The sequence below is a fragment of the Paenibacillus sp. FSL H7-0331 genome, from assembly GCF_001956045.1.
The window spans coordinates 324,704-340,968 of sequence record NZ_MRTH01000006.1 but is presented as its reverse complement, the minus strand read 5'-3'; the positions used below and the strand labels follow the sequence as shown (position 1 = coordinate 340,968).

Sequence of the window (16,265 nt, the reverse complement as noted above, 5' to 3'; positions counted from 1 at the left end):
ATTCGGGACATCGTCATGCCAGATTAAAGTCGAAGACATTATCGTTCTAAAGCAAGAATAAAGCTATCTAATGAATCTGTTAAAGCAGTATGCTGATACATGATTCCATTCAATTGTAACTCACTACTATATCTCACTTTTTTCTCACCTGTATATATATCCATAAAATATAAATATCCTACTCTTTTATCTTGATTTAATAATTTGGATAATTGAATCTCCTTTAATTTACTTTCAATGGTTCGCATCACCTCAGCATTATTAACAACGAGTCGCCTTCCCGGCCCATATGTGATCTCAATTTTACTAATATCTTTCAATGGATCATCTAGAATTTGAATTAGTGGAATACTAGTATCATCAGCATTGGCATTTTCCCCAACACGCCTACCGTTGATAGAATTAATCTCCATTTTTGCACTAGAATAATTTGCGAAATAGCCCTCACCAAATGCGGTAAAATTTTGGATTTGTTTCCCGAAATGATCCCCTTTAATTATTGCCTCACCAATTTTTTCATTATTATTATTGTAAAAATATAAGCTGCCCTCCACTGTGTTTTTCTCTTCTGGCAAATTTTCAATTTTCAGTTGGCCTGTAACCTTAGTTCGTGTCCCATCTTTGGTAACAACTAAATTCCCACCAGAAGCTCCGCTTAAATTCATATCGAATAAATCAAGGTTTCCATTCTTAATAACTACTTTTTCATTCTCTGCATCATAATCAATATTAGCTCCCAAATTCTCGGCGATAAAGCGAACAGGAGCATAAGCATGTCCGTTATAATTTAAAACCGTATACCCTTCTTCTAGCTCACGGGCTAGCCCGTTAAAATCAAATTTCACTGGAAAATTGGAAGCTTCTTTTATTGATTCAGCGGCATATGTTGCTGTCGTGATTGATATAAGGATCCCACAACTCATTCCTACAATAAAATTTTTCAAAGCAATCACCACCCTATTTTTGGTAAAAAAACTTTATATTCACATATGACGTTGATAGCTCTATTATAGTTGCTAAAGAATCTTCCTCCTCAGTGAAGACCGGAAGGAAGAACGCCCTCAAATATTCGCTCATTAGTGATGTGGCTCCCACCCATAATAACCCATGTCGATTCCGTTCATTCTTTGCTACAATAGCGGTTAAGCCTTCTGCAATAATATACTATAAGCATTATAGTGATTAGGTGTATATTCTTGTGACTACTTGTACAGGAGGCATTATGAATATAACGTCCTTTTTCATCTATTGTGTTGTTGCGACATTTACACCTGGGCCGGCCAATATGGTCATTTTACATGCCGTGCATCATTTTGGTGCAAAAAAAGCAATGGAGTATGTAGGCGGGGCTACAGTTGCCTTTGGTATATTGCTGGCTTCTTCTGTGGTGCTAAACCGTATGTTAGCGGGGATCATTCCGAATATTGTAGGCATCATGCAGATCATAGGCAGTTTATATATGCTCTATCTCGCATATCAAATCTTCAAGATGGATTCAACGGAATCCAAACCTAAACAAACCGCCAATTTTCTCTCAGGCTTGCTGATGCAATTTGTAAATCCTAAAGTTGTTTTGTTTACGCTAACCGTAATACCCAGCTATATTATGCCCTATTACACCTCATCGCTGGCATCGTTCCTGTTTGTTATGGTCATCACCGTCATCGGATTTTTTGCATTTACCACTTGGGTTATTTTTGGTGCAGTTTTCAAAAGATTTTTAATTCATCATCACAAATTGATAAACACCCTGATGGCGCTGTTTTTAGTTTACTCTGCAATTATGGTATCGGGAATCCTATAGAGATTGGGAGGTAAGGACGTGGAGAAATTCAACTATAAAAAATCAGCAGATATCCTGGCCTTATCGGCAAGCATCACTGAGTTTACATATAAAAAGCATTGCCACGAGGAATATGCACTTGGTGTGACTTTACGCGGAATCCAACAATATAACTTGGACGGCAGCTTTCAGTTATCCCATAAAAATGGAGTTATGCTGTTTAATCCCGAGCAATCGCATGATGGCAGCTCACATGAAAGGGCAGAGCTTGATTATGTCATGCTCTATATCAAGCCGGCCCTATTATTAGAGATACTTGGGAAAAAAGAATTGCGTTTTTCCTCCCCTATCGTCTACAATGCCAAATTAGCGCGATGTATTATCACCCTAAGCCATGCCATCCAGAACGGTAAAGAAGACCCGCTTCACGATTCCCGTATATCCTGGAAATGACAGGCAAGCCTCTGGACCTATCTGCTCACCCGCGGATTCAATAATCTCAGGATTGATCAGCTCAATTAAACCTTCCCCACAATCCATGACAATTACTCTTCGAAGAATTCCTACTTGTGGCGCAGCCAGTCCTGCCCTGCCATCAGTCGCGTAGAGGGTATCCACCATGTCATCCAGAAGTTTTAAGATTTTCGGATTTATTTCATCTACCGGTTTGGCTGCTTTTCTTAAAATTGAATCACCAAAAGGGACAATTGATCTTTCTGCCATGATTTTCCTCCATTCCTCCTATACTAAGCACCTTTCATAGATGTTGGAGTATGTACCCAAAGATCGCTGGGCGTACACTCCAAAGCTGTACATAGTGCATCCAAGGTGTCTGCCTTCATTTGTTTAGGTTGGTCGTTAAGCAGGGCGCTAATGGAAGGAGCGGATAAATCGTATCCTGCTTTCTCCTTTAGCAAACGGGCTAATGCCGTACCTGAATTTATCATAATCTCAAACCATTTTCAACCATAAACAGGCTATAAATCATCTAGCATTCGTGACTTTCAGATCCGCCAGAGGCTTCATCAGACACTGCCAGCAATCAGGCAACTGTTCCCGATTATCGAGATAAACCGCTCGTAAATGCTTGGACACGTCCATTACCTGATCTTCGACGAGCACCTCCCGTATTTCGGATGCTTTTACAGGTACTAAGCTGCTGATTACAGTATTGAAGTGTTCCAAAGGTAAAAACATATCCGGGCTTTTCTTGTACGAACAGTGAGCCGGAAACCGCGGAGAGCTCCCCGAATCATACTTGGACAGCTTCACTGCGGCATAATGCTCCAACAATAAGGACTGCGCATCGAATTCAAGCACAGCAAATTTTTCATCCTGCTCTCTTCGCGCGTAGGTATCCACCATTTTCTGACAATCCCTTAAGGTAGGCCAAAAAAACACATGCCGATCCAGACAAGCCCGAAATTGCTCCTGTGTAGTTGCCGCATCGATCATACTGTCAACAATTTTCAGATGAGCATTGATGGTAATTGAAAAATCATCATAGCTTACACTTCTCGCCATTAATCGACGCTCACCTTCGAAGTCAGGATCGATACGAGTACTGGATAGTAGCGCATCCAAATGGGCAATAGCCGATAAATTACTCGCTCTTGTAAAATGATACAGGGACTTCCTGCCTTTTGCTTTTGTTATTGCCGCTATTACAGCCGTTTTCATGGTCCTGCTCCTTCTCGTCTATGAGGATCTAAGCATGGTTTCTAATAGGAAGTTGCGTATATTTGAAATCATAGTGTGTAATGATACAATGATAATAGGCATTTAACAACGCACTGATGTCCAATTCAAACTAGGGAGTGAAGCACATGTCGATTGATGTTTATTTTAATTTCAATGGAAACTGTCGTGAAGCTGTAGAATATTATGCAGAAGTTTTTGGAACAGATAAACCGCATATTATGACCTTCGGAGAAGCACCGCCCAACCCGGATTATACGGTTCCAGAGCAAGTGAAGCATTTGGTCATGCACGCACGACTTAACATTTATGGAAGCAATGTGATGTTTTCAGATACCTTTCCTGACATGAACTTTATAGTAGGAAACAACATCAGCCTTGCCCTAGTCATTAAGGACATTGATGCCATAAAGTCAATTTTTCATAAGCTCAAAGAAGGCGGTACTGTAGGGATGGAGCTGCAAGAAACATTTTGGAGCAAGTGCTACGGCCAGCTTACAGATAAGTTCGGAATTGGATGGCAATTGAACTACGACAGTGGAGAAATGAATATGTAATAATGTTAGCATAATGCTGTGAGAATCAGGATATGGAACTTTTCTTATTGTGAAAAGATTCTGTATCCTTTTTGCTTGTCAACATAACGAAAAGCTTCGTGAAGAGCTTTGTTATGGTTTTGTTATGCGGAGGTTGCTGCTTTTTATTCGAATGTTATGACCTGTAGGCTATTGTATACCTATGAACACTTCCTACAGCAAGTCAGGCAGTAGAATATAACACAAAAGGAGATTGATCTTCATGGTAAAACGGAACTCTTTGTTAGCAACCTTAACGATTACAACAGCGGTAGGTTTTGCAGCCATAGCACCCCTGAATGTACTGCAGGTGCTTGCAGCAGATAAATTTATCGATATCGAAAACACAGCCGCATCCAAGTTGGCGATTCAAGAGTTAGCTAAACAAAATGTGCTGTCCGGATATTCCGATACGGAATTCAAACCTAATCAGAACGTTACCCGAGGCGAGCTGGCTAAGATCGCTGCTCTATCGATGTATGTCAATCTGAATACGGACAAAAAGCTCAGCTTTCAGGATGTACAACAATCCGATTGGTCTTTCAGCTATATTAATGCCTTGGTCAATGGGGGCATAATGAAAGCCGATAACGACCGGTTTCAGCCAGGCGCTACGGTAAGCCACGAGCAGCTGGTGGAGATCGCAGCAGCACTATTGAAGCAGGATAAGGCAGCTGTGCAGATTCTATTCGGCAGCTCATATACAGCAGGTAGAGCTGCTACCCGTGCAGAAACAGCACAGTTATTTTATGCCGTACAGCAAGCGGCTATCCCGCAAATCACCCAGGTGAAGGTGCTGAATGCAGTTGCTGTACAAATCACATTCTCAGCTCCTCTGACTGCTGAAAATACGGATGTAGAGAAAGCGAAGCAAAATTTTGTGTTCTCGGACGGTTTGATGCTCGAAAACATTCCGCAGCTTAAAACTGGGGCCAAAGCAACCTATATCGTACCGACCTCACCGCAAAAAGCAGGTACCAGCTACACAGTAGCCTATAAAGGTCAAAAGTCGGGTTCGTTTATCGGTAGTGATATCAAAATTCCGTTTAAAGCGGTAGAGCAGGTAGCGGCTGATACGATTGAGCTGCAATCCTACCTCGCTGATGGTGTTACCGACTACCAGTACATCATTGCACTGTACAGCGGCAAACGTAACGGGCTGGATTTCACCGTAGACGATAACAATACCTATAACGGAAAACCGCTTACGATCATTCCATCCATGAGACTTAAGCAAGTTACACTGACAGACCAAGCAGGAGCCAGCTTGACGGCAACTTATGTTCCTTTCACCCAATCGACAGACGGCAAGCAGGAGCCGAAGTTTCGTCTTGCAAATGGTGAAACCTTGAAATCGGGTTCGGTCTATACCTTATCTGCACCATGGGCGACTTTTGGCGGACAGACGCTGACAGCCAAGAGCATAGCCCCGCTCGCGATCCAAAAAGCAGAAGCTGTTTCCGCTACGAGCATCAACGTGACTTTGACCGCAGATCCTCAGGATGAGCTGTTCGCAGGCCGCAGTGTGACATTAACCGCACCGGACGGCACCAAGCTAACCGCACAATATAAGTTTACATCCCGCCAAGGCGCGGTAGGTGTATTTGATATTCAAAATAACGGCAAGCTTATTTCCGGAGTCACTTATTCGGTTGCCGCTGTTAACAGTTGGGCTGATTCACAAGCTGTTACCTTAACAGGCGTTAAGTAATAGCATCTCTCCCAGAAGGCCATCACATACACAAAAGGAAGACACCTCCCGTTACAGCGGGTGTGATGTCTTCCTTTTTACTTGTTCCTAATGTGCCGGTTGATTCGCCGTAGTTTCTTTTTCCGTAGGAATCATGTAACCAACTCCAGGATAGTTTACTATCAATTGACTCCCGGTGTTAACGTGCTTCAATTTCTGGCGAATCCGGGCGATCGTTACCCGTAAATACTCGACATCATCGCGATATTCACTGCCCCATACTTCACTTAACAGCTGCTCATGTGTCATCACTTTATCCACATTTTGCAGTAGCAGCACGAACAATTTATATTCGGTATTCGTCAGCTTGATCTCGGTTTCCCGATGTCTTATTCGTCGCTGCGCCATGTTAACAGTAATGGAACCATGTTTCATTTCACTGGCGTTTGCCGTTTGTAGGGCCCGTCCGTCGGTGCGACGCAGCACGGCATTCACACGAGCAAACAACTCATCAAGCGAAAAGGGTTTGGTCAAATAATCATCTGCCCCTATATTCAAACCTTGTACCTTATCATCTGAGTTGCTGCGGGCGGTCAGCATGATCACAGGGACGTCCGAGTAGCTGCGCAATCTGCGCAGTACCTCCAACCCATCCATCCCTGGCATCATAATATCGAGAAGAATCAGATCTGGGTCCATCTCATCGATCTTGTCCATGGCCTCCAGTCCGCTCAGACAGGTCATCGTTTCATAGCCCAATGACTTCAGATTAGCGGAGATGAAACGCAATATTTTGGCCTCGTCATCCACAATGAGGATTTTTTGTTTCTTCACAGCGTATCATCTTCTTTCGGATTATATTGGGGAATTGAAACGATGAACGTGCTGCCTACACCTTCCGTACTTTCTACGCGAAGCTGGCCGCCATGTGTATCCATAATGCCTTTGCAGATGGCAAGCCCAAGCCCCGTACCACTTGTACGGCGGCTGGATGACAGATCTACCCGATAGAAGCGGTCGAATATGTGCTCCAGATGGTCGGCATGAATGCCCGTACCGTTATCTGTAACCCGGATATGCACATAAGTATCATCACTCTCAGCTGATATCCGAACGAGAGGCTGTCTGTCATTATATCGGATGGCATTCGTAAACAAGTTGACAAAAACCTGTTCCAGACGAGTCTTATCCGCATAAACAAGTGGCAGGCGGTCCTCCAAAGAAGCATCGATCTCAAGCCAATGCTCGTCTGCGTTCGGTAACCGTTTGATGGCGTTCCTGACTATAGATTGAATACGGGTCGGCTCTCGATTGACCCTCATCGCACCAGCTTCAATCTTGGAAATGTCCAGCCAATCCTCTATCAATTGCTGAATACGCCCAATATCCTCGTGAATCCCTTCAAGAAGTTCCTGCTTAAAGCTTTCTTCCCAATCGGCATCGGTACGGAGCAGCGTTTCAACACTTCCTTTGATACCGGTTATCGGGGTTTTAAATTCATGGGACGCCAGTGATATTAAATCATTTTTCAATGAATCGACTTCATGCTCCTTCGTAATATCGCGCCACACGTAACCTCGGCCATAGACATGATCCTGATTAAGCACATGAAAAGATGAGACAGTCATAAAACGTTCTTTTCCTGAGCTCGCTGTGAGTTTGAATTTAATTGCAGCAACCTGCTGAGCTATCAATGATGAGAAGGCCTCGCGAGAATCAGGGCTTCGGAAGCTGATCGTCTCAAACATAACCTCTTCGCTCATTTGCAGCAAATCAGGCGTCGGAATCCCGAACATTTCGCTCATTTGGCGATTTCCATATACCACCTGTTTTTGCATATCGATCAGTACAATCGCATCTGTCATACTCTCCAGAACAGCCTGCAGCGTAGCATGCTCATGCTGAACACTTTTGAGCAGTAGATCATTCTGCAGCATAATGGCGACAGAGTTCGCAAACGTATGAAGAAAATGGCGATCCTGCTCCGTGATAGCTCCATCCTCAGTCCCCTGTGCAACAGCCAGCTGGGCAAGCTCGATAGCACCTGAACGTACAGGAACGATATAGGTTGGCATGGCTTTTAATTCATGGGAGAGCGAATGCTTACCTCCATCAACGATTGTTCTTTTCCTGCTAAAAAGTCCCAGAGGGCGCGTATCCTCCCCATACGAAGGATGCAGCCGGACGTCCGTATTCAACAGCATGCGCAGTTGACCCATACTTCCTTCAATAAGCTCCGGCGTTTCCTGAGAAGGACTTATAGGGGTAATGAGTGTATTGACGATTTCCAGCTCTTTGTTTTTACGAGAAAGGCTTTGTGTGCGTTCCTCCACCCGATTCTCAAGCTCCGCATTGAGTCTGAGCAGCGCCTGCTGATTCTCGTTCACCTGCTGAGCCATTTGAAAAAAACGGCTGGCCAATACATTCAATTCGTATGGAACTCCACGCATGGATGTGGATTCTGGCCTTTCCTTGTAGCTGCCATCAGCGAGCTTTTGCGTGTAGCCTACGAGCAGATGAATCGTATTATTCAGCCCTTTGGCAAGAAAGAAGCCAAGTGCAATCGTCAAGCCAATCGCAAGCAGCAGCAGCGTAAAGGTTAATAATAGAGAGTTAAACAACGTCTCATTGACCGTCTGATAAGAACGTCCGACCCATACCTTCCAGCCAAGCCCGCTGATCGTAGTATAGGTGACAAGCTCCTCTTGCTGCTTCAAGGAAGACATATATCTGCCCAGTCCCTCGGGGTTCTCTCCTGCTGCCTGAACGACTGCTTCTGAGCTTAAATCTTTCATTGTGGCCGTTAGTTGACGGTCCGGATGGTAAATGACTTGATTCAGGCGGTCCAGCACTACAGGATACGTATTTTTCCCATAATCATATTTGGTCACCAGCAGCTCCAGCTGTTTTAAATCGAGAGTAGCGGCTACAAATCCGTCATATTGCCGATCCTCGTTAAAAATGGGGGCAGCAATGACGATATCCGGTTGCCCACCACTTTGCAGTCCACGGAACAAGGTAGTAATAATCGTCGATTGAGATTTGAGCATCTCGTCATAGTAGCCATTCTGACTAAGACTAGCACCTACAAGTGGCTCACCGCCGGGATTGGTTTCCGGATAAGAGGCGGTTACGATACCTGTTCGATCAGCAGTAACCACATTGATCAATCCGGGGAGGCTAACTTGAAGCGATTGGATTTTGGGTGTAATTCCAGCCCGATCGCGAAATGAAGTACGGGAAGCGCTGATCGTCGCACCCAATGTCTCTATCGCATTTTGACGGTAATAAATATAAGCTTCGACTGCATCGGCAAGCCGTTGAGTTGTATGCATTTGGGTACGTTTATAATCATCTTTAATTTGATTGATCTGTACGATCTGAATGCTGCCCAGAATCAGTATCGGAATCAAGGCGATAATCGTGAATGCTCTTGTCAAATGTACACGTAATGGCAGATGCTTCATGTGTAAGTCCTTCCTGTCCGACATCATTGCCAGCTGGATCACTTTATCTTTATTTTATCATATGTAGTGCTGTGTAGACAGAGCTGTAATGAGTACCCAAACACGCCAAAAGGACTGAAACTGAGCATTCCCAGATTTCAGCCGCTTAAGCGTACTATTACATCGCTTCCTTCGCGGTGGTTTGTGGTCCATATCCCGATAGGATCGGGGCTTGAAATGTGTTTTCATTAATCATTAGCAAAACCTCATTTCATTCATTTGGGGTGAATCCGGTTGCTGCAGCCTGGAATCATAAATCGATAATTTAGAGTTCACAGCCTCAAAGGCTTTATCCAGCTCCAACTGTCTTTTTTGAAGCTCCAGCTTGTGATTTTCCATTATCATCTTTCTTTCACTTAGGGTTGAATCGCCTTGATTGGCAAGATCGACAATTTGCTTTAAAGCGGCAATCGTCATACCGGTCGCGCGGAAGCACGACATTAGCGCCATCCAGTCCAAATCTTTTTGTTCAAAAATCCGGTTTCCATATTGATCTCTTTGAATGAATGGAAGCAGACCTTCTTTCTCATAATATCTTATCGTGTGAGAGGGGACACCAAGACGCTCTGAAGCTTCTTTCATCGAAAAACCCATACTTCTCACCTTCCTGTATTTTTAAAGATGTTCTTAAAATTCCCTATATAGCTGCAACACTATCCACCAAACACCTTAAAGTGAACTTCATAGCAAGATGTATTTTATATTCGGTCAATGAATGTTTAGACTTTTAACTGGAAATACTGAATATAGCCCTCCAACTCGTTGGCAAACCTCCAATACATTGATATAATGTTTTATACGGAAGGGGTGATTTCCATCGATAACAAACTTGATGATTCCACTGAATTCAACAAGAGTACCTCAGAAACCGAAGTCATTCAGGAAATAGGCATCGTCGTTGGAACTTGCTACGGGTTTTTATTTGAAGGAGTAGACAATGATTATGACGAGGAATATGCCGGATACATTTAATCCTACTCTGTGGATGATTCAAGGTCATATTTGGGTGACTCCTGTATGGAATAATACGGAAAATAGGAATACGCCCCGGCCCATCGTTATTGTTGGAAATGAACAAGCCAATAATACGTTGGCACTTATCGTTAATTTTATAACGAAACAAGAGCCACGTGATCAGTTTGATATCCCGCTTGACTATTGGCAAGAAGCTGGCCTGACTGTAGCTTCCTTTGTAAGAACCGCTAAGCCCTTTACCCTATTGCGGAAAGATTTGAGACAACAGCCTACCGATCGCAATGGTATGTCGGTTCCACGAGGTTATGTAGGTGAACTGCATCCTCATGACTTAAACAAAGTAATAACTGCATGCAAACATATATATTAAAAAACTTGAATGTACGATATAGCTTTTCAACAGCAAATGAGGTTCTCCAGCAGGAGAACCTCATTTGCTGTACATTTAGGAATTACACTTTACAAATTCAAGCTTTTCATTGAAGCTTCCGCATAACGTTCGCCCGCTGCTATCCCCTTTGGTGCGAATTCAGCTATCCTTGCCAAATCCTGATGAGTCAATTGGACCTTAAGGGCACCTATATTCTCTTCAAGATAGATTCTTTTTTTCGTACCAGGTATCGGCACAATATCTTCTCCCTGCTGAAGCAGCCATGCCAAAGCCAGCTGAGAGGGCTTGCAGCCCTTTTCTTGGGCAATCTCTTCGATACGGTGAACCAACTCGATATTTTTTATAAAGTTCTCCCCTTGAAATCTGGGGGAGTGTCTTCTGTAATCATCCTCGGCTAAATCCTCAAAACGTTGAATCTGCCCCGTCAGAAAACCTCTACCCAATGGGCTATAAGGCACAAACCCGATGCCCAGCTCACGGCAAGCAGGCAAAATTTCATCCTCGACATCACGACTCCACAAAGAATATTCCGTCTGCAAGGCAGTAATTGGATGTACAACGTAAGCTCGTCTGATTGTTTGCGGAGAAGCTTCCGACATACCGAGGTAACGGATTTTTCCCTCTTTGACCAGTTCAGCCATGGCTCCGATGGTTTCTTCGATCGGTGTGTTCGGGTCCACGCGATGCTGGTAGTATAGATCAATATGGTCAACACCTAATCGACGAAGGCTCGCTTCACACGCTTCTTTGACATAATTGGCAGTTCCTTTAACACCCAGAAAGCTTCCATCCTGCCCTCTGACATTGCCAAACTTGGTAGCAAGAACAACCTCGTCACGTCGTGACTGAATCGCTTTGCCTACCAATTCTTCATTTCTTCCAACACCGTACATATCTGCGGTATCCAGGAAATTAACCCCTAAATCAAGCGCACGTTGAATCGTTTGAATGGATTCCTCGTCATTTTGCCCGCTGTAGAAATCCGACATCCCCATACATCCTAAACCAAGGGCCGATACCTGAAGCCCTGTTTTTCCCAATGCTCTTTTTTCCATCAAGGCAGCCTCTTTTCCTGAATTTGATCTGGAGCTGATTGTACCTTTTCTATTGTAACATTGTGGAAGCCAGAATTATAAATCTCCTTAGAAGGACAAGCATTCGCATAAACGATCAAAGGATATTTACGCATATTGAGACATATGCTGATACATCTGATTGTAAAGGAGAATTCACATGTACCCAAATCGACCGCTTACCTTTGTTCTTATCCATGGATCATGGGCTGATTCCAGCTTTTGGGATAGTATAGCCGCTGAATTGCGAAGAATGGGGCATATCGTATATGCGCCTGAATATCCGGGACATGGTGCTGATCCGAACAAGGCTGTTACCCACGAGATGATCTCAAGATCGGTTGCCCATTTCATCCAGTCCATGAACTTGCACCACATCATTCTGGTCGGCCACAGCTTTGGTGGATCTGTCATTCAAAAGGTGGCCGAACTCGTACCCGATCGCATACACCGTCTCGTATTTCTCGATGCTTTTGTTCTGCTTGATGGGCAAAGTGTAGCTGATGAATTACCTGACTCTGCCCGGGAGGCATTTCAACAGATCAGACAAAGCTCCAAGGACGATACCATCATGCTTCCCTTCCCATTGTTTCGGGAAACCTTTGTTAACCTGGCAAGTCTGGAGCAAGCTCAGCACATGTATAGTCAAATATCACCGGAGCCCGCCCAACCTCTCTTTGAAAAGCTGAATCTCACCAAGTTTTATAGCCTGAACATCCCTAAGAGCTATGTGTACCTTATGGAAGATACCGCATTGCCTCAAGGCAGTCAGATGTATGGCTGGCACCCTCACATGTCCAATCGATTGGGATTATTCCGTTTCATTCAAGGTCACGGTGATCATATGTCTACTGCCAAAGCTGAACCAGTCCGTCTGGCCCGACAATTGTATGAAGCGGGAAGAGATTAGACTCTACAGAGCGTTAAGCCGGCTCTTCGTTGGACTGATTGTGGAACAGCCCATAATAAAAACCCTTTTGCTGCAGTAAGGAGTCATGAGAGCCCTTCTCAATAATCGTTCCCTTGTCGACGACAAGAATCTGATCCGCCTGCTGAATCGTGTTCAGTCGATGCGCTATCACTATGCTCGTTCTGCCCTTCATCAGACGGAACAGAGCCTCCTGTATTTTGAGCTCGGTTATGGTGTCAATGCTGCTCGTAGCTTCGTCCAGAATCAGAATCGAGGGATCAGCGAGAATTGCTCTGGCGATCGACATCAACTGCTTTTGACCTTGACTGATGCCGCTGCCGTCCTGCTTAAGCATCGTATCGTACTGCATCGGCAGCTTCATAATAAAAGCATGCGCATTCGCTGAAATCGCTGCCTGCTGCACCTCGGAATCTGTAGCATCCAGCCTTCCGTAACGAATATTATCGCGAATAGTTCCTTGAAACAAAAATGAATCCTGCAAAACAAAGCCCATATGTCGGCGTAAATTCGCCCGTTGAATGTTAGTGATATCATGGCCGTCAATAAAAATTTGGCCAGAATCCGCATCATAGAAGCGGGACAACAGCTGAACTATGGTGGATTTGCCGGCACCTGTAGGGCCGACCAAGGCCAGAGTTTCACCCGGTGCTACACGGAACCTGACGTCTCGTAAAATCTGGACTTGCTCGTTGTAGGAAAAGGCTACATCGGAGAATATGATCTCTCCCCGCAGCTCCGGCAGTTCCATGGCATCCTGCTCGTCATTGACTTCACCCTTCTCCTCCAGCACTTCAAAAACCCGTTCAGCACCAGCAATCGCCGACAAGAAAGTATTAAATTGATTGGCCAGATCGTTTAATGGACGTATAAATTGTCTCGCATATTCAGAAAACGTGACAACGATACCGATCGAGATGATATCGTGCATGACGAGGATTCCGCCGACGATGGCAATAATCCCGAAGCTTGCATTCGTTAGCCCGTTCATCAGCTTCGGGATAAAACCTGAATAGGTTTGCGCCCAATAGCCTGATACTTTCAGTTTCTGTGCCTTCGCCAAAAAAATCTCCGTCATCTGCTCTTCGCGTGAGAATACCTTGACAATACTTTGCCCGGATAAGGTTTCCTCAACAAAACCATTAAGCTCACCCAAATTTTGCTGCTGTTCCTTAAAATATTTGCTCGTACGCGCCGTAATCCACTTCATTCCCAGGAACATAACCGGAATAATGACAACGGTGATTAAGGTAAGCAGCGGACTGAGCCAAATCATCAAAATAATCATACCCGTGAACGTAAACAAGCTGGAAATAAGCTGGATAAAAGAGCTGTTCAAGGTTTGACTCACATTATCAATATCATTCGTTAGCCGACTCATTAATTCCCCATGCTGGCGTTTGGCAAAGAACGAAATCGGCAGTCTGTGCAGCTGTCGAAATAAATCCTCGCGCATCGCATAGACTGTTTTCTGGGCCACACCGATCATCCAATAATTTTGCAGCCAGGAAGAAAGCGAAAACAGTACATAAGTTCCGGCTAACAGGATGAGCAGCATAATAAGTCCGTCACTAGTAGACGAAACCACAAATTTGTCAATCGCTACGCCGAGCAAATACGGTCCAAGCAGACCAAGCGAAGAGCTTATAAGAACCATCAGGAAAATCAAAACAAGCAAGCCTTTATGTACAGAGCAATAACGCCATATTTTTCTTAATGTACCGCTCCAGTTTTTGGGAAGCTTCTTCGGGGAAGATTCACCGGGTTTGATAGCCTTCGGGTTCACCTTCCGTTGCGGGTCCGGTTGATTAGGCATGTTGTACGTTCTCCTCTCTGATTTGAGATTGAACGATCTCTCGATAAAGTGCAGATAGTGCGAGCAGCTCTTGATGATCGCCCGAAGCCAGCAAGCTTCCTTCCTCCAATAGGAGTACCGTATCCGCAGCTATCGCCGTTGCGATTTTTTGCGTGATGATCAAGGTTGTACACCTAAGCGTTCTCAAGGCTTCGAGCAATCTTGATTCAGTTCTGACATCCAGTGCACTTGTGCTGTCATCCAACAGCAGCAGCTTGGGCTTGCGCAGTAGAGCTCTGGCAATCGAGATCCGCTGTTTTTGGCCGCCAGACAAATTAACACCTTTTTGCCCGACAATCGTTTCATACTGCTGCGGCAAGCTCAGGATCGTCTCGTGAATCTGGGCTTTTTGGGCGGCTTCGATCACTTCCTCCATCGTAGCATTATCACAGCCCCACATGATGTTCTCCTTCACACTTCCAGTGAACAGCACAACCTCTTGAGGTACATAACCGATCTCGCTGCGCAGCACACTCGGGTTGAAGGTACGGATCTCATGACCATCGATCCTTATCCTGCCTTGAGTTGACTCATATAAACGGGGAATGAGTTGGAATAAGGAGGTTTTCCCCGAGCCGGTCGCTCCAAGCACAGCAATGGTTTCCCCAGAACGAGCCTTAAAGGAAATCGACTTCAACACATCCTCGGTCATATCGGGATATCGGAACGATACGTTGTCAAATACGATACTGCCTTTTGTTATTTGATGTGCAGCTGACACAGGTACGGAATTGTCAATATCCTCAGGTGAGCTTAACACCTCGGCTACCCTTGTCGCTGAGGCTTTGGCCCGCGAGAGAGCCATAACCAGCATCGAGATCGTAGAGAATAAGCCTGTAATCCGCGTTGCATAATTGACGACTGCTACAATTTGGCCGATCGTCGCATCCCCTGTGTTCACCTGCAGATGTCCTGACCAGAGAATGAACAGGATACTCAGGTTCATCACCAACAGCAGCAGCGGTATGGTCAGCTCAATTAATCGCAGAGCCGCCATCGTCCGGTCCATCAGCGCTTCATTGGTCTGTGAAAAACGCTTGATTTCGTGATTGCCCCTTACAAGCGCTTTAATGAGCCGGATTCCCATCAAATTTTCCCGCAGCACCCCATTGGTTTGATCCAGCCGCTCCTGCACAGAGCGAAATAATGAGAACGCTCTCTTCATCATCCAAACTAATAACAATATGAGCAGCGGCGTAATGACGACTAGAATAAGTGCCACTTTAAAATGAACCATCATCGCCATCACCATACCAAAGATCATAAACAATGGAGCCCGCATCATGATTCGCAAGCCCATAAATACCGTATTTTGGAGCTGGGTGACATCACTTGTAATTCTCGTAATTAAGGAAGAGGTCTGAAATTGATTGAACTGAGCAAATGGAATGGATTGCACCTTCGTAAACAGGCTTTTGCGAATCTCGAACCCGAAGTTCTGGCTGACATGCGCGGCGAAGAATGAGTTCACAATCCCGCCGACAAAACCAAGTAAGGAAATAACAATCATTACGCCTCCCCAGAACAGCACGACAGAGAGATCCTGATGAACAATTCCGTTATCGATGACTTTGGACATGAGCAGCGGATGGAACAGCTCGACCATTAATTCAACAAGCATCAATAACAAAGCAATAACCATGGCCACCCGGTAAGGCTTCAGAAACGACATGATGATGCGCATAACTTATCCCCTAACTTTTGTTGGCTATCATATTATTTTACAAAATGGATTATTTAAAATTATACCTCTCAATTACGAAATATCAACAACTTAAAATAATATCCAAC

Annotated in this window: 15 protein-coding genes and 2 pseudogenes; 7 read left to right on the top strand and 10 right to left on the bottom strand. The window is 44.6% G+C overall.

The window, feature by feature from the left end; all coding sequences use genetic code 11:
* Positions 1–38: 38 nt before the first annotated feature.
* Complete coding sequence (locus BK127_RS11890) at positions 39–944, bottom strand: stalk domain-containing protein (RefSeq protein ID WP_076230255.1); 906 nt, start codon at positions 942–944, stop codon at positions 39–41.
* A gap of 278 nt (positions 945–1,222) precedes the next feature.
* On the opposite strand from BK127_RS11890, the gene BK127_RS11885 reads away from it, so the two are divergent.
* Together BK127_RS11885 and BK127_RS11880 are read left to right on the top strand one after the other, a co-directional pair.
* Entirely contained in the window at positions 1,223–1,804 is a 582-nt protein-coding gene (locus BK127_RS11885; protein WP_076230254.1) for a LysE family translocator, read from the top strand.
* Positions 1,805–1,822: 18 nt separating this feature from the next.
* Positions 1,823–2,209 (top strand): annotated as a pseudogene (locus tag BK127_RS11880) (AraC family ligand binding domain-containing protein); the annotation flags it as partial.
* On the opposite strand, the pseudogene BK127_RS11875 reads toward BK127_RS11880, so the two are convergent.
* The 3 genes and pseudogenes from BK127_RS11875 to BK127_RS11865 form a co-directional block, all read right to left on the bottom strand.
* Positions 2,204–2,506: pseudogene (locus tag BK127_RS11875) on the bottom strand (peptide deformylase); the annotation flags it as partial. The pseudogenes BK127_RS11880 and BK127_RS11875 sit on opposite strands and share 6 nt — an antisense overlap.
* Positions 2,507–2,529: 23 nt before the next feature.
* Entirely contained in the window at positions 2,530–2,730 is a 201-nt protein-coding gene (locus BK127_RS11870; protein ID WP_076230253.1) for a helix-turn-helix domain-containing protein, read from the bottom strand.
* Between the two features lie 37 nt (positions 2,731–2,767).
* Positions 2,768–3,463, bottom strand: coding sequence for a DUF7002 family protein (locus BK127_RS11865; RefSeq protein WP_076230252.1), 696 nt, complete (start codon positions 3,461–3,463; stop codon positions 2,768–2,770).
* A gap of 146 nt (positions 3,464–3,609) precedes the next feature.
* Between BK127_RS11865 and BK127_RS11860 the strand changes: the two genes are divergently transcribed.
* On the top strand, positions 3,610–4,038 hold the full coding sequence (locus BK127_RS11860; RefSeq protein WP_076230251.1) for a VOC family protein: 429 nt from the start codon (positions 3,610–3,612) through the stop codon (positions 4,036–4,038).
* Between the two features lie 241 nt (positions 4,039–4,279).
* Complete coding sequence (locus BK127_RS11855; RefSeq protein ID WP_076230250.1) at positions 4,280–5,767, top strand: S-layer homology domain-containing protein; 1,488 nt, start codon at positions 4,280–4,282, stop codon at positions 5,765–5,767.
* Positions 5,768–5,854: 87 nt separating this feature from the next.
* On the opposite strand, the gene BK127_RS11850 is transcribed toward BK127_RS11855, so the two are convergent.
* From BK127_RS11850 to BK127_RS11840, 3 genes are all read right to left on the bottom strand, one after another.
* Positions 5,855–6,580 (bottom strand): response regulator transcription factor, encoded by a 726-nt coding sequence (locus BK127_RS11850; protein WP_076230249.1) that lies wholly within the window; start codon positions 6,578–6,580, stop codon positions 5,855–5,857.
* A complete protein-coding gene (locus BK127_RS11845) occupies positions 6,577–9,213 on the bottom strand; it encodes an ATP-binding protein (RefSeq protein ID WP_076230248.1) in 2,637 nt (878 codons plus the stop codon). The genes BK127_RS11850 and BK127_RS11845 overlap by 4 nt, the downstream gene beginning before the upstream one ends.
* Before the next feature lie 234 nt (positions 9,214–9,447).
* The gene (locus tag BK127_RS11840; protein WP_256711266.1) at positions 9,448–9,834 is read right to left on the bottom strand and encodes a MerR family transcriptional regulator; all 387 of its coding nucleotides are present in this window, start codon (positions 9,832–9,834) and stop codon (positions 9,448–9,450) included.
* Between the two features lie 207 nt (positions 9,835–10,041).
* Between BK127_RS11840 and BK127_RS43655 the strand changes: the two genes are divergently transcribed.
* Both BK127_RS43655 and BK127_RS11835 read left to right on the top strand, forming a co-directional pair.
* Complete coding sequence (locus tag BK127_RS43655; RefSeq protein WP_179097450.1) at positions 10,042–10,224, top strand: hypothetical protein; 183 nt, start codon at positions 10,042–10,044, stop codon at positions 10,222–10,224.
* A gap of 13 nt (positions 10,225–10,237) precedes the next feature.
* Positions 10,238–10,597, top strand: a complete 360-nt coding sequence (locus BK127_RS11835) for a type II toxin-antitoxin system PemK/MazF family toxin (RefSeq protein ID WP_179097449.1) — start codon at positions 10,238–10,240, stop codon at positions 10,595–10,597.
* Positions 10,598–10,686: 89 nt separating this feature from the next.
* Here BK127_RS11835 and BK127_RS11830 read toward each other — a convergent pair whose 3' ends face one another.
* Entirely contained in the window at positions 10,687–11,673 is a 987-nt protein-coding gene (locus BK127_RS11830; RefSeq protein ID WP_076230245.1) for an aldo/keto reductase, read from the bottom strand.
* A gap of 178 nt (positions 11,674–11,851) precedes the next feature.
* On the opposite strand from BK127_RS11830, the gene BK127_RS11825 reads away from it, so the two are divergent.
* Positions 11,852–12,601 carry an alpha/beta fold hydrolase gene (locus BK127_RS11825; RefSeq protein WP_076230244.1) on the top strand — a complete coding sequence of 250 codons (750 nt, stop codon included), beginning with the start codon at positions 11,852–11,854 and terminating at the stop codon, positions 12,599–12,601.
* 13 nt (positions 12,602–12,614) lie between these two features.
* Here the strand turns inward: BK127_RS11825 and BK127_RS11820 are convergent, their stop codons facing one another.
* Together BK127_RS11820 and BK127_RS11815 are read right to left on the bottom strand one after the other, a co-directional pair.
* On the bottom strand, positions 12,615–14,435 hold the full coding sequence (locus BK127_RS11820) for an ABC transporter ATP-binding protein (protein WP_083689240.1): 1,821 nt from the start codon (positions 14,433–14,435) through the stop codon (positions 12,615–12,617).
* Complete coding sequence (locus BK127_RS11815) at positions 14,428–16,158, bottom strand: ABC transporter ATP-binding protein (protein ID WP_076230243.1); 1,731 nt, start codon at positions 16,156–16,158, stop codon at positions 14,428–14,430. The genes BK127_RS11820 and BK127_RS11815 overlap by 8 nt, the downstream gene beginning before the upstream one ends.
* Positions 16,159–16,265 lie beyond the last annotated feature (107 nt).

Bases quoted from the DNA above. Each gene is read 5' to 3' on its own strand.
- BK127_RS11830 (WP_076230245.1), bottom strand. From the start codon at position 11,673: ATGGAAAAAAGAGCATTGGGAAAAACAGGGCTTCAGGTATCGGCCCTT.
- BK127_RS11845 (WP_076230248.1), bottom strand. From the start codon at position 9,213: ATGAAGCATCTGCCATTACGTGTACATTTGACAAGAGCATTCACGATT.
- BK127_RS11820 (WP_083689240.1), bottom strand. From the start codon at position 14,435: ATGCCTAATCAACCGGACCCGCAACGGAAGGTGAACCCGAAGGCTATC.
- BK127_RS11855 (WP_076230250.1), top strand. From the start codon at position 4,280: ATGGTAAAACGGAACTCTTTGTTAGCAACCTTAACGATTACAACAGCG.
- BK127_RS11840 (WP_256711266.1), bottom strand. From the start codon at position 9,834: ATGAAAGAAGCTTCAGAGCGTCTTGGTGTCCCCTCTCACACGATAAGA.
- BK127_RS11865 (WP_076230252.1), bottom strand. From the start codon at position 3,463: ATGAAAACGGCTGTAATAGCGGCAATAACAAAAGCAAAAGGCAGGAAG.
- BK127_RS11885 (WP_076230254.1), top strand. From the start codon at position 1,223: ATGAATATAACGTCCTTTTTCATCTATTGTGTTGTTGCGACATTTACA.
- BK127_RS43655 (WP_179097450.1), top strand. From the start codon at position 10,042: ATGTTTTATACGGAAGGGGTGATTTCCATCGATAACAAACTTGATGAT.
- BK127_RS11870 (WP_076230253.1), bottom strand. From the start codon at position 2,730: ATGATAAATTCAGGTACGGCATTAGCCCGTTTGCTAAAGGAGAAAGCA.
- BK127_RS11835 (WP_179097449.1), top strand. From the start codon at position 10,238: ATGATTCAAGGTCATATTTGGGTGACTCCTGTATGGAATAATACGGAA.
- BK127_RS11825 (WP_076230244.1), top strand. From the start codon at position 11,852: ATGTACCCAAATCGACCGCTTACCTTTGTTCTTATCCATGGATCATGG.
- BK127_RS11815 (WP_076230243.1), bottom strand. From the start codon at position 16,158: ATGCGCATCATCATGTCGTTTCTGAAGCCTTACCGGGTGGCCATGGTT.
- BK127_RS11860 (WP_076230251.1), top strand. From the start codon at position 3,610: ATGTCGATTGATGTTTATTTTAATTTCAATGGAAACTGTCGTGAAGCT.